The organism is Rhizobium sp. M10 (assembly GCF_002531955.1).
Taxonomy (GTDB): domain Bacteria; phylum Pseudomonadota; class Alphaproteobacteria; order Rhizobiales; family Rhizobiaceae; genus Rhizobium; species Rhizobium etli_C.
Map to the genome: position 1 here is coordinate 1 of NZ_NWTA01000005.1, position 23,370 is coordinate 23,370.

At 61.9% G+C, this 23,370-nt stretch carries 24 protein-coding genes and 1 pseudogene; 14 read left to right on the top strand and 11 right to left on the bottom strand.

Annotation, left to right across the window (positions count from 1 at the left end; genetic code table 11):
• Window positions 1–383: 383 nt before the first annotated feature.
• The 4 genes and pseudogenes from CO671_RS09610 to CO671_RS09625 all read left to right on the top strand — a co-directional run.
• Window positions 384–641 (top strand): annotated as a pseudogene (locus CO671_RS09610) (ornithine cyclodeaminase family protein); the annotation flags it as partial.
• Entirely contained in the window at window positions 638–3,100 is a 2,463-nt protein-coding gene (gene hrpB / locus CO671_RS09615) for an ATP-dependent helicase HrpB (protein WP_097605746.1), read from the top strand. The pseudogene CO671_RS09610 and the gene hrpB, both read left to right, overlap by 4 nt.
• 24 nt (window positions 3,101–3,124) lie before the next feature.
• Entirely contained in the window at window positions 3,125–4,435 is a 1,311-nt protein-coding gene (locus CO671_RS09620; protein ID WP_097605747.1) for an ActS/PrrB/RegB family redox-sensitive histidine kinase, read from the top strand.
• Between the two features lie 70 nt (window positions 4,436–4,505).
• A complete protein-coding gene (locus tag CO671_RS09625) occupies window positions 4,506–5,084 on the top strand; it encodes an ActR/PrrA/RegA family redox response regulator transcription factor (protein WP_097584093.1) in 579 nt (192 codons plus the stop codon).
• A 40-nt stretch (window positions 5,085–5,124) separates the two neighbouring features.
• Here the strand turns inward: CO671_RS09625 and CO671_RS09630 are convergent, their stop codons facing one another.
• Genes CO671_RS09630 through CO671_RS09645 form a run of 4 tightly spaced genes read right to left on the bottom strand, consistent with a single transcriptional unit; the run spans window position 5,125 to window position 8,019 of the window.
• Window positions 5,125–5,859, bottom strand: coding sequence for an amino acid ABC transporter ATP-binding protein (locus CO671_RS09630; RefSeq protein ID WP_097605748.1), 735 nt, complete (start codon window positions 5,857–5,859; stop codon window positions 5,125–5,127).
• A complete protein-coding gene (locus tag CO671_RS09635; RefSeq protein WP_097605749.1) occupies window positions 5,837–6,496 on the bottom strand; it encodes an amino acid ABC transporter permease in 660 nt (219 codons plus the stop codon). The genes CO671_RS09630 and CO671_RS09635 overlap by 23 nt, the downstream gene beginning before the upstream one ends.
• Window positions 6,493–7,164, bottom strand: coding sequence for an amino acid ABC transporter permease (locus tag CO671_RS09640; protein ID WP_097605750.1), 672 nt, complete (start codon window positions 7,162–7,164; stop codon window positions 6,493–6,495). Before CO671_RS09640 ends, CO671_RS09635 begins: the two co-directional genes overlap by 4 nt.
• Before the next feature lie 57 nt (window positions 7,165–7,221).
• Window positions 7,222–8,019, bottom strand: coding sequence for a transporter substrate-binding domain-containing protein (locus CO671_RS09645; RefSeq protein WP_097605751.1), 798 nt, complete (start codon window positions 8,017–8,019; stop codon window positions 7,222–7,224).
• Between the two features lie 329 nt (window positions 8,020–8,348).
• Between CO671_RS09645 and CO671_RS09650 the strand changes: the two genes are divergently transcribed.
• Both CO671_RS09650 and menC read left to right on the top strand, forming a co-directional pair.
• Window positions 8,349–9,221 carry a MurR/RpiR family transcriptional regulator gene (locus CO671_RS09650; RefSeq protein WP_170964955.1) on the top strand — a complete coding sequence of 291 codons (873 nt, stop codon included), beginning with the start codon at window positions 8,349–8,351 and terminating at the stop codon, window positions 9,219–9,221.
• A gap of 39 nt (window positions 9,222–9,260) precedes the next feature.
• The gene (gene menC / locus CO671_RS09655) at window positions 9,261–10,409 is read left to right on the top strand and encodes an o-succinylbenzoate synthase (RefSeq protein WP_097605753.1); all 1,149 of its coding nucleotides are present in this window, start codon (window positions 9,261–9,263) and stop codon (window positions 10,407–10,409) included.
• A 57-nt stretch (window positions 10,410–10,466) separates the two neighbouring features.
• On the opposite strand, the gene CO671_RS09660 is transcribed toward menC, so the two are convergent.
• Window positions 10,467–10,961, bottom strand: a complete 495-nt coding sequence (locus tag CO671_RS09660) for an MmcB family DNA repair protein (protein WP_010029986.1) — start codon at window positions 10,959–10,961, stop codon at window positions 10,467–10,469.
• 179 nt (window positions 10,962–11,140) lie between these two features.
• Between CO671_RS09660 and CO671_RS09665 the strand changes: the two genes are divergently transcribed.
• Window positions 11,141–11,824 carry a L,D-transpeptidase gene (locus CO671_RS09665; protein WP_097605754.1) on the top strand — a complete coding sequence of 228 codons (684 nt, stop codon included), beginning with the start codon at window positions 11,141–11,143 and terminating at the stop codon, window positions 11,822–11,824.
• Window positions 11,825–11,900: 76 nt separating this feature from the next.
• On the opposite strand, the gene CO671_RS09670 is transcribed toward CO671_RS09665, so the two are convergent.
• From CO671_RS09670 to hslV, 6 genes are all read right to left on the bottom strand, one after another.
• Complete coding sequence (locus CO671_RS09670; RefSeq protein ID WP_097605755.1) at window positions 11,901–14,072, bottom strand: malate synthase G; 2,172 nt, start codon at window positions 14,070–14,072, stop codon at window positions 11,901–11,903.
• An 85-nt stretch (window positions 14,073–14,157) separates the two neighbouring features.
• Window positions 14,158–15,570: a cytochrome P450 gene (locus CO671_RS09675; protein ID WP_097605756.1), complete on the bottom strand. Its 1,413-nt coding sequence runs from the start codon at window positions 15,568–15,570 to the stop codon at window positions 14,158–14,160.
• Window positions 15,571–15,617: 47 nt separating this feature from the next.
• The gene (locus CO671_RS09680; RefSeq protein WP_097605757.1) at window positions 15,618–16,565 is read right to left on the bottom strand and encodes a DUF1402 family protein; all 948 of its coding nucleotides are present in this window, start codon (window positions 16,563–16,565) and stop codon (window positions 15,618–15,620) included.
• A gap of 188 nt (window positions 16,566–16,753) precedes the next feature.
• Window positions 16,754–18,061, bottom strand: a complete 1,308-nt coding sequence (hslU, locus tag CO671_RS09685; RefSeq protein WP_097605758.1) for an ATP-dependent protease ATPase subunit HslU — start codon at window positions 18,059–18,061, stop codon at window positions 16,754–16,756.
• Window positions 18,058–18,570, bottom strand: coding sequence for a GNAT family N-acetyltransferase (locus tag CO671_RS09690; RefSeq protein WP_097605759.1), 513 nt, complete (start codon window positions 18,568–18,570; stop codon window positions 18,058–18,060). The genes hslU and CO671_RS09690 overlap by 4 nt, the downstream gene beginning before the upstream one ends.
• Entirely contained in the window at window positions 18,557–19,084 is a 528-nt protein-coding gene (gene hslV / locus CO671_RS09695; protein ID WP_097605760.1) for an ATP-dependent protease subunit HslV, read from the bottom strand. Before hslV ends, CO671_RS09690 begins: the two co-directional genes overlap by 14 nt.
• A 175-nt stretch (window positions 19,085–19,259) precedes the next feature.
• Here hslV and hisB point away from each other — a divergent pair, with 175 nt between their 5' ends.
• Genes hisB through hisF form a run of 7 tightly spaced genes read left to right on the top strand, consistent with a single transcriptional unit; the run spans window position 19,260 to window position 23,356 of the window.
• Window positions 19,260–19,868 carry an imidazoleglycerol-phosphate dehydratase HisB gene (gene hisB, locus CO671_RS09700; RefSeq protein ID WP_010033258.1) on the top strand — a complete coding sequence of 203 codons (609 nt, stop codon included), beginning with the start codon at window positions 19,260–19,262 and terminating at the stop codon, window positions 19,866–19,868.
• 22 nt (window positions 19,869–19,890) lie between these two features.
• Entirely contained in the window at window positions 19,891–20,373 is a 483-nt protein-coding gene (locus tag CO671_RS09705; RefSeq protein WP_097605761.1) for a DUF2628 domain-containing protein, read from the top strand.
• A 2-nt stretch (window positions 20,374–20,375) separates the two neighbouring features.
• The gene (gene hisH / locus CO671_RS09710; protein ID WP_010033263.1) at window positions 20,376–21,026 is read left to right on the top strand and encodes an imidazole glycerol phosphate synthase subunit HisH; all 651 of its coding nucleotides are present in this window, start codon (window positions 20,376–20,378) and stop codon (window positions 21,024–21,026) included.
• A gap of 51 nt (window positions 21,027–21,077) precedes the next feature.
• Window positions 21,078–21,260, top strand: a complete 183-nt coding sequence (locus CO671_RS09715) for a hypothetical protein (protein ID WP_010033265.1) — start codon at window positions 21,078–21,080, stop codon at window positions 21,258–21,260.
• The gene (locus CO671_RS09720; RefSeq protein ID WP_010033268.1) at window positions 21,257–21,814 is read left to right on the top strand and encodes a hypothetical protein; all 558 of its coding nucleotides are present in this window, start codon (window positions 21,257–21,259) and stop codon (window positions 21,812–21,814) included. The genes CO671_RS09715 and CO671_RS09720 overlap by 4 nt, the downstream gene beginning before the upstream one ends.
• Before the next feature lie 6 nt (window positions 21,815–21,820).
• A complete protein-coding gene (gene hisA / locus CO671_RS09725) occupies window positions 21,821–22,567 on the top strand; it encodes a 1-(5-phosphoribosyl)-5-[(5-phosphoribosylamino)methylideneamino]imidazole-4-carboxamide isomerase (RefSeq protein ID WP_097605762.1) in 747 nt (248 codons plus the stop codon).
• Window positions 22,568–23,356 (top strand): imidazole glycerol phosphate synthase subunit HisF, encoded by a 789-nt coding sequence (gene hisF, locus CO671_RS09730; RefSeq protein WP_097605763.1) that lies wholly within the window; start codon window positions 22,568–22,570, stop codon window positions 23,354–23,356.
• Window positions 23,357–23,370 lie beyond the last annotated feature (14 nt).

Genomic DNA, 23,370 nt, shown 5'->3' on the forward strand with positions numbered 1-23,370 from the left:
ATAGAACCAACCCCTTTTCCAAGTCAACAGCCATACCAAAAGTTTTTTGACATTTTTGTAACAGGTTGAAAATGAAGGGCTTTTATCTCTTGTTTTCGAAAACGAGCAAATCTGCCGCCCGATGGGGCGGTTTTGAGATTCGTTTTTGCCGAATCCTCCGGGAAGGACTTCGGCAAGGGAGATAAGATCCTATATGGGAAGCCTGACGCGAAATTCCAGGGCGCTTGCCTATGGCGCGGCACGCTCGCTAATTTGGCAGCGATGATGATCCAGCGGAGCGGAGAATGCTTGTCCTCGATGAAGAACAGACGCGCGCGGCCTTGCCCTGGCCGGAACTGGCGATCGCCGACATGTTCGGCAGCGACTGCGTCATGCCGGTGCGCCAGGCGATCCGCCGCGCCAGCGTCTATGTCGATACCCGTGCCGGCGCCATCAGTGAGGCGGGCGATATCGTCCAGCCGTTGAAAAGCGGCGTGCTGAGGGAAAGCGACATAAAAGCAGAGCTTGCGGAACTCGTCAGTGGCGCCGATGGCGGGCGAAGCGATGAGACCGAAATCACGCTGTTCAAATCCGTCGGCGCGGCGCTCGAAGATCTCGCCGGCGCGATTCTTGCCTATGAAACGGTGACGGGCCGCAAGTGACGATCAGTCCTTCATTGCCGGAACTTCCGGTTTCACATGTCCTTCCGGCTATCGGTGCGGCGTTGGCCGAGCAGAAGCGTGCGGTTCTTTCGGCGCCGCCCGGCGCCGGTAAAACGACATTGGTGCCGCTTTACCTGCTCGAGCAAGCCTGGCGCGGCGACGGCAGGATCATCCTGCTGGAACCGCGGCGGCTGGCGGCGCGGGCGGCTGCAAGCCGGATGGCGTCGCTGATCGGTCAACAGGTCGGCGGCACGGTTGGCTACCGCATGCGCCTCGACAACAGGATCTCGGCGACGACACGGATCGAGGTGGTGACGGAAGGGGTTTTTGCCCGGATGGTCCTCGATGATCCTGAACTCTCCGGCGTCTCGACCGTGATCTTCGACGAATTCCACGAGCGTTCGCTCGATGCCGATTTCGGGCTGGCGCTGGCGCTCGACGTTCAATCGGCCCTGCGCGAGGATCTGCGCATCCTGGTGATGTCGGCGACGCTCGACATCGAACGTGTGGCCGCCCTGCTGGAAGATCCGCCTGTCATCGAAAGCCTGGGACGCAGCTTTCCCATCGATATCCGTTATCAGGACCGGCCGGGCGGCGAACGCATCGAAGATGCCGTGACGCGGGCGATTGTCGACGCGCATGCCAGCGAAACCGGTTCGATCCTTGCTTTCCTGCCCGGCCAGGCGGAAATCACGCGGACCGCAGAGCGGCTGCAGGGACGATTCGGCCCCGAAACGCTGATTGCGCCGCTTTACGGCAATCTCGGCCAGAAGGAGCAGGACGCCGCGATCCGGCCCGCCGCCGCCGGTCAGCGCAAGATCGTGCTTGCGACATCGATTGCCGAAACCTCGATCACCATCGACGGCGTGAGGATCGTCATCGACAGCGGGTTGCAGCGCCTGCCGGTGTTCGAGGCATCGACCGGAATCACCCGTCTCGAGACGGTGCGCGTGTCGCGGGCTTCGGCCGATCAGCGAGCGGGCCGCGCCGGGCGAACGGAACCGGGCATCGCCGTCAGGCTGTGGCACCAGGGACAAACGGCGGCGCTGCCGGCCTTCACGCCGCCGCAGATCCTTTCGAGCGATCTTTCCGGGCTGGTGCTCGATCTCGCGCACTGGGGCGTTCAGGACCCGGCATCGCTCGCCTTTGTCGATCAGCCGCCGGAAACGACGCTGAAGGAAGCACGGACGCTGCTTGGTCAGCTCGGCGCGCTCGACAACGGAATACTGACCGCGCGCGGCAAGGTCATGCGCGATCTCGCCCTGCCGCCACGCCTTGCCGCGATGGTCGTGTCGGCGGGCGAATCGGGGCATGCCCGGGATGCGGCATTAATCGCCGTGCTGCTGACCGAACAAGGGCTCGGCGGAACGAGCCTCGATATCGAGGAGCGGCTGCGGCGCTTCAAGGCCGAGCGCGGCGAAAGGGCGGAGGCTTCGCGGCGGCTGGCCGGGCGGCTGGCGAACGGGCTCGACAGGGTTGAGGCAGCGGCGCCGGCGCTGGCGGGGCAGCTGCTGCTGCACGCCTTCCCTGACAGAATAGCGCTTCAGCGCGGCGGCCGCGGACGATTCGTGATGGCCAACGGGCGGGGAGCGGAACTGCCGGAAACCGAGAGGCTCGCAGGCAGCCGGATGCTTGTCATCGCCGATCTCACCGGCCGGGCGGCGCAGGCGCGGGTTCTGGCGGCCGCCGAGGTGACGCGCGGCGATATCGATGCCGAGCTGCCCGGCGAGATCAGAACCGACGACCAGATATTCTTCGATCGGCAGAGCCGGCAGATACGGGCGCGGCGCGCCACCCGGCTCGGCGCGATCATCTTCGACGAGACGCCCCTGCCGCGGCCTTCCGGAGCAGCCGTGACCCAGGCGCTGATGGAAGGCGTGCGCGAACTCGGGCTCGACCAGCTTGCCTTCTCGAAGGAAGCCATTCAGCTTCGCGAGCGGATCGGCTTCCTTCACAGGACGATCGGCGATCCCTGGCCGGATGTCGGCGACGCCGCGCTGCTTTCCAGACTGGACGAATGGTTCGCGCCGTTTCAGAGCGACGCCCGCGGCCTCTCGGACATATCGGCGGGCGGGCTATCCAACGGGCTGATGTCGCTGGTTCCGCACGAGTTGCAGCGTGATCTTAGCCGGCTCGCCCCGACGCATTTCGAGGCGCCGACCGGCCAACGACATCCGATTCAATACGAGGGCGAGGAGCCGGTGCTGACGATCCGGGTGCAGGAGCTGTTCGGGCTCAAGCAGCACCCGGCGATTGCCGGAGGCCGACTGCCGCTGCTGCTCGAACTGACGTCGCCGGCGCACCGGCCGATCCAGACGACACGCGACCTGCCGGGCTTCTGGGCCGGCTCATGGAAGGACGTGCGGGCCGAGATGCGCGGGCGCTACCCACGCCATCCCTGGCCGGAGCGGCCGGAAGAGGCATTGCCGACGACACGGGCAAAGCCGCGTGGTACATGAGGGCGACCCAAGGAGCCCCTCGGAATGATCGACAAGGCAGAAAGCCATACGATGGAGGATCGGCACAGCAGCCGCAGGCTGCGCCTGCAGACGCTGGTGCGGCTGCGCTGGCTTGCTGTCGGCGGGCAGGCGCTGACGGTTTTCATCGTCGCCTTCTGGCTGAAATTTCCCTTGCCGCTGATCGCCAGCTCTTCACTGATTGCCGCTCTTGCCTGGGTGAATTTCTATCTGACGATCCGCTACCCGCCGACGCATCGGCTGGAACCGCCGGCCGCCTTTGCGCTGCTCGGCTTCGATCTCTTGCAGCTCTGCGCGCTGCTCTTCATCACCGGCGGTCTTGCCAATCCCTTCGCAGCCCTCGTCTGCGTGCCTGTCATCATCTCCTTTGCCTCGCAGCCGATCCGCTACAGCACCGCGCTGATCGGCATTGCGATGGTCTGCATCACGGTGCTTGCCTTTTCGCCCTTTCCGCTGCCGTGGTTCGACGGGACCGAGATCAACGTGCACAATGTCATGCAGTTCGGCGTCTGGTGCTCGATCGCCTCGACGATGGCGTTTGCCGCTTTCTATGCCTACCGCGTCTCGATGGAAGCGAGCCAGCTTGCCGATGCGCTGGCCGCGACCGAACTCGTGCTGCAGCGGGAAAAACACCTTTCGCAGCTCGACGGGCTGGCGGCGGCCGCCGCCCACGAGCTCGGCACGCCGCTTGCGACGATCAGCGTCGTTGCCAAGGAAATGGAGCGGGAACTGAAGGACGACGATCGGTTCCGCGAGGACGTCATGCTGCTGCGCAGCCAGAGCGAACGCTGCCGTGACATTCTGCGGCGGCTGACGACGCTGTCTTCGGAAGACGAGGCGCATATGCGCCGGCTGCCGCTGTCCTCGATGATCGAGGAGATCGTTGCGCCGCACCGGGAATTCGGCATCGCGCTCGAGCTGATCGAAAAAAGCCCGCGCAAGAGCGAGCCGGTCACTGATCGCAATGCCGGGATCATGTACGGGCTCGGCAACCTCATCGAGAATGCCGTCGACTATGCCAGGGAGAAAGTGACGATCACCGTCGAGCACGATCACGACAAGGTGCTGATCGTCATCGAGGACGACGGCAACGGTTATTCACCCGACATCCTGACCCGGATCGGCGAGCCCTATGTGACCAGGCGGCAGAAGGAAGACACGGCCGGGGGCCTCGGGCTCGGACTTTTCATCGCCAAGACGCTGCTGGAGCGCTCCGGCGCATCGCTGATTTTCGAGAACCGCGAGCCGGAGAGAGCCGGCGCGCGCATCCGCATCGAATGGCCGCGAATGCTGCTCGACGCAAATTCGACAAAATGACTTTATCGGCATAAGTAGAATGAAAAACGGTTGACCGAGATCGGGCGTTCAAGCGCCGGGACCTGAGACGATGACAGAACAGAATCATGGAAATTTGGCCGCGTCGGATGAAGACCATATCGGGCCCGACGCCAGCTTGCTGATCGTCGACGACGACGGGCCGTTCCTGCGCCGTCTCGCACGGGCGATGGAGACGCGCGGCTTTCAGGTGGAAACGGCTGAGTCCGTGGCGGAAGGCGTTGCGAAATCGAAAGGCAGGCCGCCGAAATATGCAGTGGTCGACCTCCGGCTCGGCGACGGCAATGGGCTCGACGTCATCGAAGCGATCCGCCAGCGGCGCGACGACACGCGAATCATCGTGCTCACCGGCTACGGCAATATCGCGACGGCGGTGACGGCCGTGAAACTCGGAGCCGTCGACTACCTGGCAAAACCCGCAGATGCCGACGACGTCTTTTCGGCGCTGACGCAGCGGCCGGGCGAAAAGGCCGAACTTCCCGAAAATCCGATGTCGGCCGACCGTGTGCGCTGGGAACACATTCAGCGGGTCTATGAAATGTGCGAGCGCAATGTCTCGGAAACGGCGCGCCGGCTCAACATGCACCGTCGCACGCTGCAGCGTATTCTCGCCAAACGGGCGCCGAAATAGCAAACGGCGCCGCGGCATTCGGCGTCCAGCTCCGATCGTCCTATGCCGAAGCCTTGACACCCAGAAACTGTTGGAGTTCCGGGGTCGCCGGTTCGGAAAAAATCTTCCGGGGCGGCCCTATCTCGTGGACGCGGCCTTGGTGCATGAAGACCACACGATTGCAGACGTCCCGGGCAAAATTCATCTCATGGGTCACCATGATCAGCGTCATGCCATCGGCGGCAAGCGTGCGGACGACGGCAAGCACCTCGGCAACAAGCTCCGGATCGAGCGCCGAGGTTATCTCGTCGCAAAGAAGCGCGATCGGCTGCATGGCGAGCGCCCGCGCGATCGCCACGCGCTGCTGCTGGCCGCCGGAAAGCTCGTCCGGATAGGCATCGAACTTCTCGGCCAGCCCGACCCGGGCAAGCATTTCCCGAGCGATCCGTTCCGCATCGCCTTTCGGCGCCTTCTTCACCACCGTCTGCGCGAGCATGACATTGGCCCCTGCGGTCAGATGCGGGAACAGATTGAACTGCTGGAAGATCATGCCGACCTTCAGCCGAAGCGCCTTCAAATGCACGTCGTCGGGCAGGAGTTGGGCGCCGTCGACCGAGATCGAGCCCGAATCGATATTCTCCAGCCCGTTTATGCAACGCAGCAGCGTCGATTTGCCCGAGCCGCTCTTGCCGATGATCGCGATTACCTCGCCGGGCTCGACGTCGATGTCGATGCCCTTGAGAACTTCGTTGTCGCCGAAACTCTTGCGGACCTCAGTGATTTCGATGAGCGACATTCAGCTTCCTCTCCAGGATCTGGCTGCTTTTCGAGAGCGGCCAGCACAAGACAAAATAGATGAGCGCGACGATGCCGTAGACTTTGAAAGGCTCGAAGGTTGCGTTGGTGACCTCCGTGCCGGCTTTCGACAATTCGATGAAGCCGATGATGGAGGTCACCGCCGTGCCCTTGATGACCTGCACCAGGAACCCGACCGTCGGCGGCACAGCGACCCGAAGCGCCTGCGGCAGGATCACGTGCCGCATCTGCTGGATATAGCCCATGCCGAGGCTGGCCGAAGCTTCCCATTGGCCGCGGGCAATGGATTCGACGCAGCCACGCCATATCTCGACAAGGAAGGCAGCCGACCACAGCATCAGCGCAACTCCGGCGGCCGTCCAGGCCGGCACGTCGATGCCGAACAGTCCGAGGCCGAAGAAGGCGAGAAACAATTGCATCAGCAGCGGCGTGCCTTGGAAAAGTTCCGTGTAGTATTTTACGAAGAGGCCGACAGCCCGGTGCTTGCCGATCCGCATGAAAAGCAGAATTGCCCCGAGCATCCCGCCGCCGATGAACGCCGTCAGGGACAGCAGCACGGTCCAGCGCGTCGCAAGCAGGAGATTTCGGACGATGTCCCAAGTGGTGAATTCACTCACCGCACGGCCCTCCGTGGAAAGATCATTGCTCCGATCCGGGCGAGCATCCAGCGCAGCAGGATCGCAAGAACCAGATAAACGAGGGTGGAAAAGAAATAGGCCTCGAAAGAGCGGAAGGTGCGGGACTGAATGAAATTCGTGGCGAAGCTCAAATCCTGCGCTGCAACCTGCGAGACGACGGCCGAGCCCAGCATGACGATGACCACTTGCGAGGAAAGCGCCGGCCAGATCCGCTGCAGAGCAGGGACGACGACGACATGACGGAAAGTCTGGAAAGGCGTCATGGCCAGGCTCGCGCCAGCTTCGAACTGGCCCCTCGGCGTGGCCTGGATGCCGGCGCGGATGATTTCGCAGCTATAGGCGCCGAGGTTCACGATCATCGCCAGATTGGCGGCCTCGATCTCACTCAGGCGCAGGCCAAGCTGCGGCAGGCCGAAATAAACGAAGAAGAGCTGGATGAGAAAGGGTGTGTTGCGGATGAGCTCCACATAGGCCGTCACCGGCGGCTTCAGCCAGGCAGGCCCCAGCGCGCGCACCCAAGCACATGAGATGCCGACCGCGATCCCGACAGAGGCCGCGACAGCAATCAGCTCGACGGTGATCGCAATGCCGCTCAAGATCTCCGGATAATAGACTGCCAGCCAGCTGAATTCGAATGTATAGGTCATCGATGGGCCTCGCCAGGCTCCCGGGCCAATCGCAAGACCGGCCCGGCTGTTTACGGGTCAGAGGCTCTTGTCGAGCGGCTGGTGAAGCCACTTCATCGAGATGCCGTCCAACGTGCCGTCCTTCTTGGACGCGGCGATGATCTCGTTGACCTTGGCCATCAGTTCCGGCTCGTTCTTGTTCATGCCGACATAGCAGGGCGAGTTCTTGATCAGGAACTTCAGTTCGGGTTTGCGGGGCGGATTCTTGTCAAGAATTGCTGCTGCCACGACATTGCCGGTCACCACTGCCACGACCTGCCCCGACAGGAAGGCCGAGATCGTGCCATTGTTGTCCTCGTAGCGCTTGATGGTCGCATCGGCAGGCGCGACCTTCGTGAGCTCCAGATCCTCGATCGATCCGCGGGTCACGGCAACGACCTTTCCGGACAGATCGTCAAGCGATTTGATCGCCACGTCGTCTGGAGCGAAGACGCCGTTGAAATAGGGCGCGTAGGCATCGGAGAAGTCGATCACCGCGGCGCGTTCCGGGTTCTTGCCGAGGCTCGAGATTACCAGATCGACCTTTTTCGTCTGCAGATATGGTACGCGGTTTGCGGATGTTACCGGCACCATCTCGAGCTTCGCGCCGAGTTTCTCCGCGATGAGCGTCGCCATGTCGATATCATACCCCCGAGGCTTCATGTCGGTGCCGACAGAACCGAATGGCGGGAAATCCTGCGGGACCGCTATGCGGACCGTCTTGCTGGACGTAATGTCCGAGAGCGTGTCGGCGCGGGCTGCGGAAACGGGGAGGGCCAGGCTGAGGGCGGCGCTTCCCACGGCGACAAGGATAGCGATGAAGTGCCTCTTATGCATTGATTGTTCCTTTCCAGTTTGGCGTTTTCGTCTGTGGCAGGCGTGCAAATTCGACGTGCGGGGCATGTCTGCAGTTCGGCAACGAGCGGCCAAGGCAGGCAAGACGAATCTTCCTTCCGCGACTGGACGGTCATCGGCCTATACGAAAGCGGGTCGCACTCACGATGCCACGGCATGTGCAGTGCCGCGGCTCTGCCATTCATCCCAGTTCCCCTTTGGCGCGCCCATATTTTTCGGCGTCGTTCCCTGCTGGCAATTACGATACAAAAATTTCAGATTGTCAACAGATCGATACTAGTGTTTTAATCCGACCACGAAATGAGGCCTTCATGACAGAAGCGACGCGCAAGCCGCGCATGCTCGAAAAACGCATCCAGAGCCAGTACGATGATCTTCCGGGCAGCGAGCGCGCGCTCGCCGATCTGATCCTGGAATTTCCCGGCGACCTCCTGGTTTATTCAGCGACGGAGCTCTCCGAGCGCGGCCGCGTCTCGAAAGCGGCCGTTACCCGTTTCGTCAAACGCCTCGGCTATCAGGATTATCGCGAGATGCAGCGCGAGGTCCGAGAGGCGCAGGAGGCCGGAGAGCCGGTTTACCTCAATACCGGCCTGCTCGGACCCGCGCCCGATCGCACCCGTCTGCAACAGCATCTCGAGCGCGATATCGCCAATCTGCGCCAGACCTTCGAGGCGGTGAGTCCCGATGATCTCGGCGAGGTTGTTCGCCGTTGCCTCACGGCTCGGCGCGTCTGGGTCCTCGGCTTTCGCAACAGCTACTTCTTCGCCGCCTACATCCGCCGGCAGCTGATCCAGGTCCGCTCCGACGTCATGCTTGTGCCGGCTGCCGGGCAGACGCTGATGGAGGAGCTGGCCGGCGCTACGCCTGACGATCTGATGATTGCGGTCGGGCTGCGACGCCGAACGCCGGCGCTGGGGCGCGCGATGAAGATCGTTCGCGATCTCGGCGTGCCCATCGCCTTTTTCACCGATCGCGTGGCGGTCACCACGCCGAAGTTTGCGACGTGGACCTTTCCCTGCCAGGTGCGGGGCATGTCGCTGTTCGATTCCTATGTCGCGGTGATCAGCCTCGCCAATTACCTCTGCACCGAAGTCGTCGCCGCGGCCGGCGAAGGAGGGCGCGAGAGGCTGAGCCGCATCGAAGATCTCTTCGCGATGATGGAAGAGATCGACCCCAGCAATTGATGTCGCTCCGGCATTGGGGCCGGAGCAGAAGGAAATGCAATGCTGATTGATGAAATTGAGCTTTTTCACGTTGCCATGCCGCTCAAGGCGCCATGGCGGACGGCCTTTGGCGAGGAGACCGCCATCGACTCGATCCTGGTTCGGTTGAGGGGAGAGGGCGAAGAGGGCTGGGGCGAGACCGCACCCTATCGCCTGCCGCAGTTTTCGCCGGAATGGGCTTCAGGCGCTTTTGCGCTGCTGCGCGACGTCATGGCCCCTGCACTGATCGGCAAGCGCATCGAAAGTGCTGACGTTCTGCAGCGGGAACTGGCGCCGCTGAAGGGCAATCATTTCGCGAAGGCCGGCCTCGATACCGCCTGGTGGGATCTTGCTGCGAAGCTTGCCGGCGAGCCGCTCTGGAAGATGATCGGCGGAAAGGGACCGGACGCGATCGTCGGCGCCGATATAGCGGTGATGGATGATCTCGACGAACTCGTATCGGCGGTCGGCAAGGCGCAGGAGGACGGTTTCCAGAGGACGAAACTGAAATTCCGCCGTGGATGGGGGCTCGAAATGGTCGCCCGCGTGCGCGAAGCCTTCCCCGATGCGGTTCTGCATGTCGATTGCAACAGCGCGTTCACACTTGATGATATCGCCATGTTTCGCGAACTCGACCGATTCGGCCTCGCGATGATCGAGCAGCCGCTTGCCTATGACGATCTCATTGACCACGCGCGTCTCCAGGCCGAACTGACGACGCCGATCTGCCTGGACGAGAGCATCACATCGGTCGACCGGACGCGAAAGGCGATCGACATCGGCGCCTGCGGCTGGATCAACATTAAGCCGGGCCGAGTGGGCGGCCTGACCAATGCAATCGCCATTCATGACCTCTGTGCTGCCCGCGACGTTCCGTGCTGGATCGGCGGCATGCTCGAATCCGCTGTCGGGCAAGGACCGGCGCTCGCGCTGTCGACGCTGCCCAACGTCAAATATCCCTGCGACATCTTCCCAAGCGATCGGCTTTATCAGACGGATCTCTCGGAGCCGGAAATCGTCCTTAGCGGACCGGGGCGCATCACGGCATCAGATCAGCCTGGCCATGGGTATTGGCCCAATTCAGAACGCCTGACGCGTGTTACGCGCGCATATGCTGCCGTTTCCAATAAGGCGCGCCGCGATCCTTCCGGTTCGCGCCTTGCGCTTTAGAACTTTGTTCTCTCGCATATCGTCGGATCGTTCGCAGGAGGGCGGAACCCAACGCCGTTAGACGTCGTCGACGGTGAAGGGTTTTCCGTTCGCCCATTCGGCCATCATCAGCCTTTGGGCGGCGGCACGCGAGAAATTGAGTGTGACGGATTTGCGGGTGGCGGGCGCCATACGATGTTCCGGCGCCTCGCGAATCATATGGGCGCCATAGCCATCCGAGAGGAAGAGCCCGCATTCCTCGGGAAAGATGTCGAGCGGTACGTCCTGATGCGTGGCAAAGAACAGGCGGTCGCAATGCAGCCTGTATTCCGGCCATTTGCGATCGACCCGGAAATCTTCGATCGACGTCTTGATCTCGATGATCCAGACCTCGCCCTTTTCCGAAAGCGTGATCAGATCGGCGCGACGCCCGCTCGCCAGCGGCAGTTCGGGCAGCACGGCGTGGCGCATTTCATGCAGCAATATCTGCGTGCCCCTCCGCACCATCATGGCCCTGTCCGATTGCCGGCCGTCGATTAACGGATTGTTATTGTAAACGCTCAAAATCGTCATGGATAACCATCGTGGGGCTGGGCAGGTTGTTGCAAAAAAACCATGCGCTTTTAATTTGCGCGGCGGACCATTTCGCCGCGCCGCAGCAGCCTTGCAAAGCGCAAGTTAATCGAAAATAAACCATAATCAACGATGGTCGAAAGACCGTTCTCCTTGCCGCAAAACTTCAAGAGTCATCTATGCGCTTCCGCAATGCATTCCCTGTATTTGGCCTGCTGGCGACGCTCGCTCTGGCCGGTTGCTCCACGACCTCAGACAGCGCCTCCGTCGACGACAAGGGCGCAGGCCCGACAGTCCAGACGGCGCAAATCTTCAATGACGCCTATGGCTTGACGAAGGATGCCGGATACTCGCTGCCGGCGATCCCGATCGACAGGGTCAAGCCGCAGTTCCGCCGCCAGGTCGTCAGCTACCAGACCACCGAGCGTCCGGGCACGATCATCGTCAACACGCGCGAGCGCTTCCTCTATTACATCCTCGCCAACGGCAAGGCGATGCGTTACGGCATCGGCGTCGGCAAGCAGGGCTTTGCATGGGCCGGCACCGCCTACGTCGCCTGGAAGCAGGAATGGCCGACCTGGCACCCGCCGAAGGAAATGGCTGAACGCCGCCCTGACGTCGCCAAATATGTCGAAGACGGCATGGGACCCGGCCTCACCAATCCACTCGGCGCGCGCGCCATGTATCTCTTCAACGAGGACGGCAAGGACACGCTGTTCCGCCTGCACGGCACGCCGGAATGGGCTTCGATCGGCACTGCCGCTTCCTCGGGCTGCATTCGCCTGATGAACCAGGACGTTATCGACCTCTACAGCCGCGTCCGTCCCGGCAAGGGCACGTCCAAGGTCATCGTCATCCAGTAAGGTAGAGACCGAATTCGGTATAAAAAAGGCCGCCGGACTGTCGTTCCGGCGGCCTTTCTTATTCTCGACCATGCGCTCAACCGGCCTGCTTCGCCTTCAGCTCGAGGCGGCGGCGGTGAAGCACCGGCTCGGTATAGCCGTTCGGCTGCTCCCTGCCCTTCAACACGAGGTCGAGGGCTGCCTGGAAAGCGATCGACCCATCAAAATTACCGGCCATCGGCTGATAGGCCGGATCCTGCTCGTTCTGCCGGTCAACGACGGCGGCCATGCGCTTCATCGTTTCGACGATCTGAGCTTCGCTGACCACCTGGTGATGCAGCCAGTTCGCCATGTGCTGGGCCGAAATGCGCAAAGTGGCGCGATCCTCCATCAGGCCGACATTGTTGATGTCGGGCACCTTCGAGCAACCGACGCCCTGATCGACCCAACGCACGACGTAGCCGAGGATACCCTGAGCATTGTTGTCGAGTTCGCGCTGGATTTCCTCCTGAGTCCAATTCGGCCGCACGGCGACCGGTACCGAGAGAATGTCGGATAGTTTGGCGCGGGCGCGGTCCTTCAGTCCCTGCTGAACCTTGGCGACATTGACACGGTGATAATGGGTGGCATGCAGGGTCGCGGCCGTCGGCGATGGGACCCAGGCGGTGTTGGCGCCGGCCTTGGGATGGGCGATCTTCTGCTCCAGCATCGCCGCCATCAGATCCGGCATCGCCCACATGCCCTTGCCGATCTGCGCATGGCCGGAAAGGCCGCACTCAAGGCCGATGTCGACATTCCAGTTCTCATAGGCCGATATCCAGGCGGCCTGACGCATATCACCCTTGCGAATCATCGGACCGGCTTCCATCGAGGTGTGGATCTCGTCGCCGGTGCGATCCAGGAAGCCGGTATTGATGAAGACGACACGCTCACGGGCAGCGCGGATGCATTCCTTGAGATTGACCGTGGTGCGGCGCTCCTCGTCCATGATGCCCATCTTGATGGTGTTGCGCGCCAGCCCAAGCGCATCTTCAACCCGCGAGAAGATCTCGGCGGCGAAGGCGACTTCTTCCGGTCCATGCATTTTCGGCTTGACCACATACATGGAGCCGGTGCGGGAGTTCTTCTTCCGGCCGGCCGGGCCGATATCGTAAAGCGCGATCAAGCCGGTGATGACGGCATCCATGATGCCCTCCGGCACTTCGTTGCCATCGCGGTCGAGAATGGCAGGATTGGTCATCAGGTGGCCGACATTGCGCACCAGCATCAGCGAACGGCGATGCAGCGCGAAGGCGGTCCCATCCGGACCTGTATAGTCCAGATCCGGGTTGAGCTTGCGGATGAAGCTCGCGCCGCCCTTTGCCACCTCTTCCTGCAGATCGCCCTTCATCAGGCCGAGCCAGTTGCGGTAGACGACGACCTTGTCCTCGGCGTCGACGGCGGCAATCGAATCTTCGCAGTCCATGATTGTGGTGATCGCCGATTCCAGCCAGACATCGGAAATATGGGCGGGATCGGTCTTGCCGATCGCCGTTGCCGCATCGATGACGATCTCGATGTGAATGCCGTTGTTCTTCAGCAGAATATGCGAGGGAGTGGCGGCATCGCCGCGATAGCCGGCAAACTGCCCGCCGTCCCTCAGCGCCGCCTGCTCGCCATCGGTCGACCGGATGATGAGCGCTCCATCCCTGACGGCGAAGCTTGCGACATCCTTCCAGTGGCTGTCCTGCAGCGGCACTGATGCATCGAGGAAATCGCGCACCCAGGCGATGACCTTCTCGCCGCGCTTCGGGTTATATCCCCTGCCCTTTTCGGCGCCGTCGCTTTCGGGAATGGCGTCCGTGCCGTAGAGCGCATCATAGAGCGAACCCCAGCGGGCATTGGCGGCGTTGAGGGCATAACGCGCGTTCATGACGGGAACGACGAGCTGCGGACCGGCGATCGAGGCGATCTCGGGATCGACATTCTGGGTCGAAACCTGGAAATCCGACCCCTCTGGCAGGAGATAACCGATTGCGCGCAGGAAGGACTGGTAATCATCCATATCGGTCGGAGCGCCGTGCTGGCGATACCAGTCGTCGATCTTGAGCTGCAGTTCATCGCGCTTCGTCAACAGCGCCCGATTCCTGGGGGCGAGATCATGGACAATCGCCGAAAAATCGGCAAAGAACTTGTCCGCATCGATCGCCAGACCGGGCAGAACTTCCTGGACGAGGAAATCATGAAGGACGGCTTCGACGGCAAGACCGTTCTTATCAACGCGGCTCATGCGATATTCTCCCTGGCAACGACTTTGAATGCTGCCACTTTGCCCGGCTTTCATTCACAGTCAATTCCGCAATAATTCGAAAGATTTATGCCGCACGGGAAATTATGCGCGGCGTCACGCGCATCGGCAGTCCGTTCTGCGGCTGCGTCGTCAGCTTCTGCACCGGCCAGGGGTCGGTCGCTTCCGTCTGGTCGAAGCGAAAGCGGTGCATCATGACGGCAAGCGCGATCACCGCCTCCTGCAACGCGAAAGTCGCGCCGATGCAGACGCGCGGGCCGGCGCCGAACGGCAGGAATTGGAAACGGCCGATGCTGCCGCGATTTTCAGGAAAAAAGCGTTCCGGCATATAGGCGCGCGGCCTGTCCCAATAGAGTTCGTGACGATGCAGCGTCCAGGGCATGATGAGCACGGTGATGTCGGCCGGGATTTCGACCTTTTCGCCCTTCGCATTGGTCCAGACGTCATCGGCGATCGCGGCGCGATTGATCGAGGGTGCGGGCGGATAAAGCCTGAGCGCCTCCTCGAACGCTGCCCGCGTCACCGGCATGAGATCCAGCCATTCGACCGGCTCGGCGTCGGTTGCCAGAACAGTGTCGATCTCCGCTTCCATTGCTTCGCGAATATGCGGGCTGTTTGTGACGCAATAGAGCGTCCAGGCCAGCGCCCGCGCGGTCGTCTCGTGGCCGGCGCCGATGAAGGTCAGGATATTGTCCTCTATTTCCTCCTTGGTCAGGCCGTCGGGACCGGCCTGCTCGAGAAGCAGCGTCAGAAAATCGTCCGGCGCTGTGGCGCGGTCAGCCTTCATCTTCGCAAGCCGCATGTCCATGGTATCGCGCACGATCGCCCTGAATTTCTCCAGCACTCTCCGGCCGCCGATGCGGGTGAGCCGCGGCACCCAGGAGGGCGCGCGCAACAGGTCCATCGGATCGACGCGGCCCATGCGGTGGAGAAGTTCGTTGACGTCGTCGGCAAAATGGCCGCTGGAGGAGACGATTTCGCCGGAGAAAAGCGTTTCGGCAAGAATCGCAAAGGTGAGATCGGTCATGTCGGCGGCGATGTCGAAGACCTGACCAGCCGGACCGGCGCCTTCGTATTTGCGGACGTATTCTTCGGATTGTCGCAGCATCTGGCCGGCGAAACCTTTGGCATGGCGCGGCGTGAAGACGGGTGCGACCGCCTTTCGCGATCGCTTCCAGACCTGACCTTCCGCCGTCAACAGGCCATCCCGCAGGATCGGCCGCAGCACCAGCTGGCGAATGTCAGACATGCGATAGTTCGCTGCATTGTCGACCAGCACATGCTTGATCAGGCCGGGATCGTTGACGATCAGGGTGTGTTGACCGAAGAAGCTTGTCCTGATCCAGGGCAGCGTGTAGGACGGCTCGCCCCAGAGTTCGAGCGGATTGCGCAGGATGATGCGGATGATCTCAAGCCGGCTCGGCGGCACGGTGCGCGGCAGCGGTGCCGGCGGAACGAAGGGATCAGGACGCATGTCCATCGGAAAAGCCTTTCGGGGAAGATCAACGCTTCCCGTCAGGCTTGTAGCTAGAGCAGGCCCTTGAGTTCGTCCAGCTTGTCGTTGATCAGCCAGCCGTAATAATTCTCTTCGGGCCAGACGGTCGCACCGGAAGAACGGTTTTTCGCAGCGAGTGCGGCGGCGCGCTGGCGCGAATTGCCGACATTATAAAGCGTCGCCGTCAGGCCGGGATTGCCCGAGATATCCATGCCGGCAATCTCCTTGTAGTCGTCGATCGACCTGCGGATGGAAGCGGCGACGAAGGCGAGCGAGATATCGGGGTCCATGATCGCCCTGTAAACGGCGCCGGCATTCTTCTCGTTCAGCTTCGGATAACCCGACACGCGACTGACGAGATCGGAGAGCATCAGCGCCGTCAGCGGATTGACCTGGCCAAGGCCGAAAGTCTGGCCGGCATAAAAGGGCTGGAAGAAGACCGCGCTGAAGCGGTTATTGGGGAAGCTCTGGCCGCCGACCGTCTTGCCGCGGAAATCGCTTTCCCAGACATCTTCCCGGCAGGACCAGAGCGTGTAGGAATCGCTCTTGCCCTTGCACTGAGCAAATTGCGGCCGCGCCACGAAATCATCGACGTTTTCGCCGTCATAGGCGAAGCGGAAACTTTCTCCGGCGTAGGAGGCGGCCTTGACGTAATAGGCCTGCAACCGGTCATAGGCATCGACATTATAGGTGTGCTCGCCGACGATGGCGCCGACGATATGGATGGGATTGATGCCGTAAGCGCTGGAGACCTTGCGGATTTTCGCCATCAGCTCCCGGTCGGTCGCCAGAAGCTCATGGACCTTTTCGTATTTCAGATCGAAGCTGCTCTTCGTGCCCTTGGTGCGGCGAACGGAAGCGCCCGGAATATCGGGCTGCTCGACGTGACGGTTGCCCGCCGGCACCGTCTGCATGGCGAAGGCCGGCGCCGAATTTACCAGGGCAGCGGCAATCAAAAGGCTTGTCAAAAGGCGTCGCACGATCCGCTATCCCGTCCGTTCATCGTCCTGCTTGCGATGCGGCTGACTGGACCAGAATCTTGGCCGAATAAAGCCGGAGCGGAAAACAAAACGGGCCTTCACTAGAAAGTAAAAGGCCCGCTGTCGAGAGTGGAGTTCGTCACAATCCGCCATTCACATCGGCAAAGACGCGCACCGGTGCGCCGAGATCACAGAATGAAGCGCGAGAGATCGGTATTCTGCGCGAGATCGCCCACATGTTCGCGCACATAGGCGGCATCGATGGTGATGGCCGTGCCGCCGCGATCCGGGGCGTTGTAGGAAATATCGTCCAGAACCCGCTCCATCACCGTCTGCAGGCGGCGCGCGCCGATATTCTCGACGGAGGAGTTCAAATGCACCGCGACATCGGCCAGCGCATCGATTGCGTCGTCGGTGAAATCGAGGTTCAGGCTTTCGGTTTCCATCAGCGCGCGATACTGGCGGATGAGGCTCGCCTCGGTCTCGGTCAGGATCCGGCGGAAATCCTCCTTGTTCAGCGGACGCAACTCGACGCGAATCGGCAGGCGGCCCTGCAGTTCCGGCAGCAGATCCGAAGGCTTGGAGACATGGAAGGCGCCGGAGGCGATGAACAGGATATGGTCGGTCTTCACAGGCCCGTATTTGGTCGAGACGGTCGTGCCTTCGACGAGCGGCAGCAGGTCGCGCTGCACGCCTTCGCGCGAAACGCCGGCGCCCATGCCGCCGTCGCGGGCGGCGATCTTGTCGATTTCGTCGAGGAAGACGATACCGTCATTCTCGGTGGAGCGAACGGCCTCGCGCTGGATCACCTCATTGTCGATCAGCTTGTCGGACTCGTCGCGGATCAGGTCGGTATAGGAGGCCTTGACCGTCGTACGGACCTTCTTGGTGCGCCCGCCCATCGCCTTGCCGAACATTTCCGACAGATTGAGCACGCCGATATTGGCGCCCGGCATGCCGGGGATCTCGAAGCCGCCCATGCCGGAACCGGTATCGGCCACTTCGATGTCGATTTCCTTGTCGTCGAGTTCGCCGTCCCTCAGCTTCTTGCGGAAGTTTTCGCGGGTGGCGGGCGAAGCGGTGGTGCCGACCAGCGCATCGAGGACACGCTCCTCGGCGCTCACATGCGCTTTGGCCTGGACCTCGGCCCGCTTCTTTTCGCGCACCAGGCCGATGCCGACCTCGACCAGGTCGCGGATGATCTGCTCGACATCGCGGCCGACATAGCCGACCTCGGTGAATTTGGTCGCCTCCACCTTGATGAAGGGCGCGCCGGCGAGTTTTGCCAGGCGGCGGGAGATCTCGGTCTTGCCGACACCGGTCGGGCCGATCATCAGGATGTTCTTCGGCATGACTTCGTCGCGCAGGCTCGGGTCGAGCTGCTGGCGGCGCCAGCGGTTGCGCAGCGCAATCGCAACGGCGCGCTTGGCGTCATGCTGGCCGATGATGTAGCGGTCGAGTTCGGAAACGATCTCGCGGGGGGAAAAGGTGGTCATTGCGTATCATTCTCCTGGCGGTCCAGGGCCATCAACAGCGCCCGGCCGTAATTAGTCGTTGTTTCGCCAAGTCCTTGAAAGCCCGCCTTGGTGTAGGCTCTGATTGCGAAAACATTGTCAGGATGCGGATCGACGAGGATCCGCTGCGCACCCTTTGCAAAGAGCATATCGCAGAACCCTATCATAAAGGCCGGTCCGTGACCCTTGCCAACGAGTTCCTCTATGCCGATGAACTGGTCGATGCCGTAGGTGCCCTTCGGCTGGCCGGCGAACGCTTCATCGTCCTCGTCGTCGAGATTGGCCGCCTGGATAAAGGCGAAGTCCTTTCCATTCAGCGTGACGATGAAGCAAGAGACGGAGGCCGTATCGATATGCTCTTCCATTGAAGCCAGCGCCTCGGCCGGATCGCGCCACCAGCGCCTGACATGTCGGCTTTCCAGCCATTTGGCGAGGAGCGGCAGATCAGCCACGGCAAGCGGCCGGAAGGCATAGGGTTCAGCCTTCGGCATCCAGCACTTCCATCACGACATTATGGTTCGTGTAGACGCAGATGTCGGCCGCGATATCGAGGGCGCGGCGGGCAATCTCTTCCGCCGATTTGTCGGTATCCATGAGTGCCAGGGCGGCCGCGAGGGCAAAATTGCCGCCCGAACCGATCGCCGTCGTGCCGTGTTCCGGCTCCAGCACGTCGCCGTTGCCGGTGATCGCGAGCGTAATCGACTTGTCGGCGACGAGCATCATGGCTTCGAGATTACGCAGGTATTTGTCGGTGCGCCAGTCCTTGGCGAGCTCGACAGCGGCGCGCATCAGCTGGCCGGGATATTGCTCCAGCTTCTTTTCAAGCCTTTCGAGCAGGGTGAAGGCATCGGCGGTGGCGCCTGCAAAACCGGCGATCACTTCGCCCTTGCCGATGCGGCGCACCTTGCGGGCATTGCCCTTCATCACGGTCTGGCCGAGGCTCACCTGGCCGTCGCCCGCCATCACCACCTTGCCGCCTTTTCGAACAGTAATGATCGTTGTCATAAAACACCTGTCTGCCCATGACGCGGGCTTTTACCTCGACCGCACATCGGCCTTGTTGAGCCCTATGTAAGCAGGCCGGAGCCGATTGCAAATGGGCCGGCTTTTCTCTTCCCCGGCTTCTGGATATTTGCCGATGCGCCTGATAAGGAACGGCCTTATTCCGATGGAGGGCCAAATGGCCGAGACCGCAGCAAGCCGTACGGGCAGCGTTTCCCGCAAGACCAACGAGACCTCGATTTCCGTTTCCGTCAATCTCGACGGCACCGGCAAGTCGAAGATTTCGACCGGCGTCGGCTTCTTCGACCATATGCTCGACCAGCTTTCGCGGCATTCCCTCATCGACATGGAAATCGACGCCAAGGGCGACCTGCATATCGACGACCATCATACGGTCGAGGATACCGGCATTGCGATCGGCCAGGCGATCTCCAAGGCGCTCGGCGACCGGCGCGGCATCACCCGCTATGCCTCGATCGATCTTGCCATGGACGAGACGATGACCAAGGCGGCGGTCGATCTTTCCGGCCGGCCATTCCTCGTCTGGAACGTCGCCTTCAGCGCCCCGAAGATCGGCACTTTCGACACCGAACTCGTCCGCGAATTCTTCCAGGCGCTCGCCCAGAATGCCGGCATCACCTTGCATATTCTCAACCATTATGGCGCCAACAACCACCATATTGCTGAGACATGCTTCAAGGCCGTCGCCCGCGCATTGCGCACGGCGACAGAGATCGATCCGAGACAGGCGGGCCGTGTTCCCTCAACCAAGGGCACGCTCGTCTGAGCCTCTCAAAGGAGCGGCGACAATGACATCCAGCTATATTTTTCTGACGCCGCCCGGCAGCGCAGGCACTCGCCTTGACGAGACGCGGGTGATCCGCGACGGCTTCACATGGCTCGGTTTGCTGTTTCCATGGGTCTGGCTGCTGGTCCATCGGCTGTGGCTATACGCGGCAGCGGCCTTTCTGGTGCAGGCAATCGGCGGTGCGCTGATGGACCAACCGGGTTTCTGGCCGGCGGGAGCGGCAATCACGCTGGGCGTGAACCTGCTGGTCGGCCTCGAGGGCCAGAACCTCCGTATTCGCAATCTCGCCGGCCGCGGCTGGAGCGAAGACGCACTCATTGCGGCCGATACGATCGGCATTGCCGAAGACGTGTACTTCTCCGACAAGGCGGTCCAGGCCGATACTGACGCCGCCGTGCCGGGCTGGGAGAACAAGACCCGCCCGAACAGCCCGCATGGCCAGACTACATCGCTTGGTCTCTTTGGTTTTGATGGAGGACGCTGACGATGCGCGTCGCAATTATCGACTATGGTTCCGGCAATCTGCGCTCGGCCACCAAGGCTTTTGAGCGGGCCGCGCGCGAGGCGGGCATCGATGCGCAGATCGATCTCACCGACAAAGCGGAAAATGTTGCCGCCGCCGATCGCATCGTGCTTCCTGGTGTTGGCGCCTATGCCGATTGCCGGCGCGGCCTCGATGCCGTGCCCGGCATGGCCGAGGTGTTGATCGAAGCTGTCGAAAAGAGGGCGCGGCCGTTCCTCGGCATCTGCGTCGGCATGCAGCTCATGTCCTCGCGCGGCCTCGAGAAGACGGTGACGCACGGCTTCGGCTGGATCCCCGGTGATGTCATCGAGATGACGCCTGACGATCCCGCGCTGAAAATTCCGCAGATCGGCTGGAACACGCTCGACCTGAAGCGCGAACATCCGCTGTTCGACGGCATTCCAACGGGCTCCGAGGGCTTGCACGCCTATTTCGTGCATTCCTACCATCTTGCCGCCGAAAATGCCGACGACGTCATTGCGACGGTCGATTATGGTGGGCCGATGACGGCTCTCGTCGGGCGCGACAACATGGTGGGCGCTCAGTTTCACCCGGAAAAGAGCCAGAAGCTTGGCCTCGCCCTGATCGCCAATTTCCTGCGCTGGAACCCGTAATACCGCCGCCTTATTTTCCCTTTATGAAACACGGGAACAGGAGTGCGCTCGATGCCGGCTTCGCGGAAATCAGGCAAGGTGTTCTATATGCTGAGACCCTCCAGAGAGGGGCTGCCGCCCTTCTCGGACATCCGGCTTCCCGATGGAACGATCATCCGCCGTGTCGATGAGGCCATTCACCGGAGAGCGCTTTCCAATGCGGCCAAGTCGTTGACAGAAAGGCTGGACCGATGATCCACGAATTCCTTGCCGGCAACGAGAATTCGCAGCTGCGCGCCAACGGCATCAACGCCGGCGACATCACGGAAGCCGTGCTGGAATTTTATATCGAAGGCGAGGACGATCTGATCGGCCTGCTTGCCTATGCCCTTTATGAGCGGCAGAAGCGCGACTTCGTGCTCAGCTACCGCAAGCGCAATGCCGGCCGTTCGCCCAACGAGGCCGAGCTTGCCGCCGTCTCCGGCAATTATCTCTCGACCGACCTGCGCAATACGCTGCGCGACCGGGCCTCGCAGATCCTTGCGAGTTATGCCGAAACCTATGTGGAGGCGATGGAGCCGGAAATTCGGCTCGCCGCCGTCAACAGCCAGGCGCTGCGGGGGGTGCGCGACATCGAGAAATCGATGAAGCGGCGCCTCGGCTTCTGGCGCCAGGTTCGCGCCGGCTTTGCCGTCACCCTGCTGCTCCTTCTGCTTTTCGGCGCGGCCACCATTGCCGCTGTCTTTTTCCGCTCGGATATCGTAGATGCGTGGAATGCGCTGATGGTATCGACCACTTTACGGACGTAAGACGACATGATCCTTTTTCCCGCGATCGATCTGAAGGGCGGCCAATGCGTCCGCCTGAAGCTCGGCGACATGCAGCAGGCGACGGTCTACAACACCGATCCGGCCGCCCAGGCGAAATCCTTCGAAGACCAGGGTTTCGAATGGCTGCATGTGGTCGATCTCGACGGCGCCTTTGCGGGACATTCGGCCAATGGCGAGGCCGTCGAAGCGATCCTCAGGGCGACGAAGAACCCGGTGCAGCTCGGCGGCGGCATCCGCACGCTCGATCATATCGAGGCCTGGCTCGCGCGCGGGCTGCGTCGCGTCATTCTCGGCACGGTGGCGGTCAGAAATCCTGATCTGGTCATCGAGGCCTGCCGGAAATTTCCCGGTCACGTCGCCGTCGGCATCGACGCCAAGGGCGGCAAGGTGGCTGTCGAAGGCTGGGCTGAGGCTTCCGAACTCGGCGTCATCGAGCTCGCCCAGAAATTCGAAGGCGCGGGCGTCGCCGCGATCATCTACACGGATATCGACCGCGACGGCATCCTTGCCGGCATCAACTGGGCTTCGACGCTGGAACTTGCCGGTGCCGTCTCCATTCCCGTCATCGCCTCCGGCGGTCTTGCCTCGCTCGACGACGTCAGACGCATGCTGGAACCCGATGCACGCAAGCTCGAAGGCGCGATTTCGGGCCGGGCGCTTTATGACGGCCGGATCGACCCCAGGCAAGCGCTGGCGCTGATCAAGGCCAGCAGGGCCAAGGAGACCGCTTAAATGACCCTCAAGGCCCGTGTCATCCCCTGCCTCGACGTCAAGGACGGCCGCGTCGTCAAGGGCGTCAACTTCCTCAATCTCGTCGATGCCGGCGATCCCGTCGAAGCGGCGAAAGCCTATGATGCGGCCGGCGCCGACGAACTCTGCTTCCTCGACATCACCGCTTCATCGGACAATCGCGAAACGATCTTCGATGTCGTGTCGCGCACGGCCGACCAGTGCTTCATGCCGCTGACGGTCGGCGGCGGGGTACGCACCATCGCCGATATCCGCAGGCTGCTGCTGTGCGGCGCCGACAAGGTTTCGATCAACTCGGCTGCGGTCAACAATCCCGACTTCGTCGCCGAGGCAGCCGACAAGTTCGGCGACCAGTGCATTGTCGTCTCGATCGACGCCAAGCGCAGGCTCACGCAGGCGGTCGGCGGCGACAATCTCAGCGCCTGGGAAATCTATACGCATGGCGGCCGCAACGCGACCGGCATCGACGCCGTCGAATTCGCCCAGAAGATGGTGGCGCGCGGCGCCGGCGAGCTTCTGGTCACGTCGATGGACCGCGACGGCACCAAGGTCGGCTACGACCTGGAACTGACCCGGGCGATTGCCGACGCGGTGCGCGTGCCCGTCATTGCCTCGGGTGGTGTCGGCGACCTCGACGACCTCGTCGCCGGGGTGAAGGAAGGTCACGCCAATGCCGTTCTCGCCGCCTCGATCTTCCACTTCGGCACCTATTCCGTCAGCGAGGCGAAACACTATATGTCGAAGTGCGGCATCGACATGCGTCTCGACTGAGGCTTGAAAGCGGA

Bases quoted from the DNA above. Each gene is read 5' to 3' on its own strand.
- CO671_RS09620 (WP_097605747.1), top strand. From the start codon at position 3,125: ATGATCGACAAGGCAGAAAGCCATACGATGGAGGATCGGCACAGCAGC.
- CO671_RS09625 (WP_097584093.1), top strand. From the start codon at position 4,506: ATGACAGAACAGAATCATGGAAATTTGGCCGCGTCGGATGAAGACCAT.
- CO671_RS09630 (WP_097605748.1), bottom strand. From the start codon at position 5,859: ATGTCGCTCATCGAAATCACTGAGGTCCGCAAGAGTTTCGGCGACAAC.
- CO671_RS09640 (WP_097605750.1), bottom strand. From the start codon at position 7,164: ATGACCTATACATTCGAATTCAGCTGGCTGGCAGTCTATTATCCGGAG.
- CO671_RS09645 (WP_097605751.1), bottom strand. From the start codon at position 8,019: ATGCATAAGAGGCACTTCATCGCTATCCTTGTCGCCGTGGGAAGCGCC.
- CO671_RS09650 (WP_170964955.1), top strand. From the start codon at position 8,349: ATGACAGAAGCGACGCGCAAGCCGCGCATGCTCGAAAAACGCATCCAG.
- menC (WP_097605753.1), top strand. From the start codon at position 9,261: ATGCTGATTGATGAAATTGAGCTTTTTCACGTTGCCATGCCGCTCAAG.
- CO671_RS09660 (WP_010029986.1), bottom strand. From the start codon at position 10,961: ATGACGATTTTGAGCGTTTACAATAACAATCCGTTAATCGACGGCCGG.
- CO671_RS09665 (WP_097605754.1), top strand. From the start codon at position 11,141: ATGCGCTTCCGCAATGCATTCCCTGTATTTGGCCTGCTGGCGACGCTC.
- CO671_RS09670 (WP_097605755.1), bottom strand. From the start codon at position 14,072: ATGAGCCGCGTTGATAAGAACGGTCTTGCCGTCGAAGCCGTCCTTCAT.
- CO671_RS09675 (WP_097605756.1), bottom strand. From the start codon at position 15,570: ATGGACATGCGTCCTGATCCCTTCGTTCCGCCGGCACCGCTGCCGCGC.
- hslU (WP_097605758.1), bottom strand. From the start codon at position 18,061: ATGACCACCTTTTCCCCCCGCGAGATCGTTTCCGAACTCGACCGCTAC.
- CO671_RS09690 (WP_097605759.1), bottom strand. From the start codon at position 18,570: ATGCCGAAGGCTGAACCCTATGCCTTCCGGCCGCTTGCCGTGGCTGAT.
- hslV (WP_097605760.1), bottom strand. From the start codon at position 19,084: ATGACAACGATCATTACTGTTCGAAAAGGCGGCAAGGTGGTGATGGCG.
- hisB (WP_010033258.1), top strand. From the start codon at position 19,260: ATGGCCGAGACCGCAGCAAGCCGTACGGGCAGCGTTTCCCGCAAGACC.
- CO671_RS09705 (WP_097605761.1), top strand. From the start codon at position 19,891: ATGACATCCAGCTATATTTTTCTGACGCCGCCCGGCAGCGCAGGCACT.
- hisH (WP_010033263.1), top strand. From the start codon at position 20,376: ATGCGCGTCGCAATTATCGACTATGGTTCCGGCAATCTGCGCTCGGCC.
- CO671_RS09715 (WP_010033265.1), top strand. From the start codon at position 21,078: ATGCCGGCTTCGCGGAAATCAGGCAAGGTGTTCTATATGCTGAGACCC.
- CO671_RS09720 (WP_010033268.1), top strand. From the start codon at position 21,257: ATGATCCACGAATTCCTTGCCGGCAACGAGAATTCGCAGCTGCGCGCC.
- hisA (WP_097605762.1), top strand. From the start codon at position 21,821: ATGATCCTTTTTCCCGCGATCGATCTGAAGGGCGGCCAATGCGTCCGC.
- hisF (WP_097605763.1), top strand. From the start codon at position 22,568: ATGACCCTCAAGGCCCGTGTCATCCCCTGCCTCGACGTCAAGGACGGC.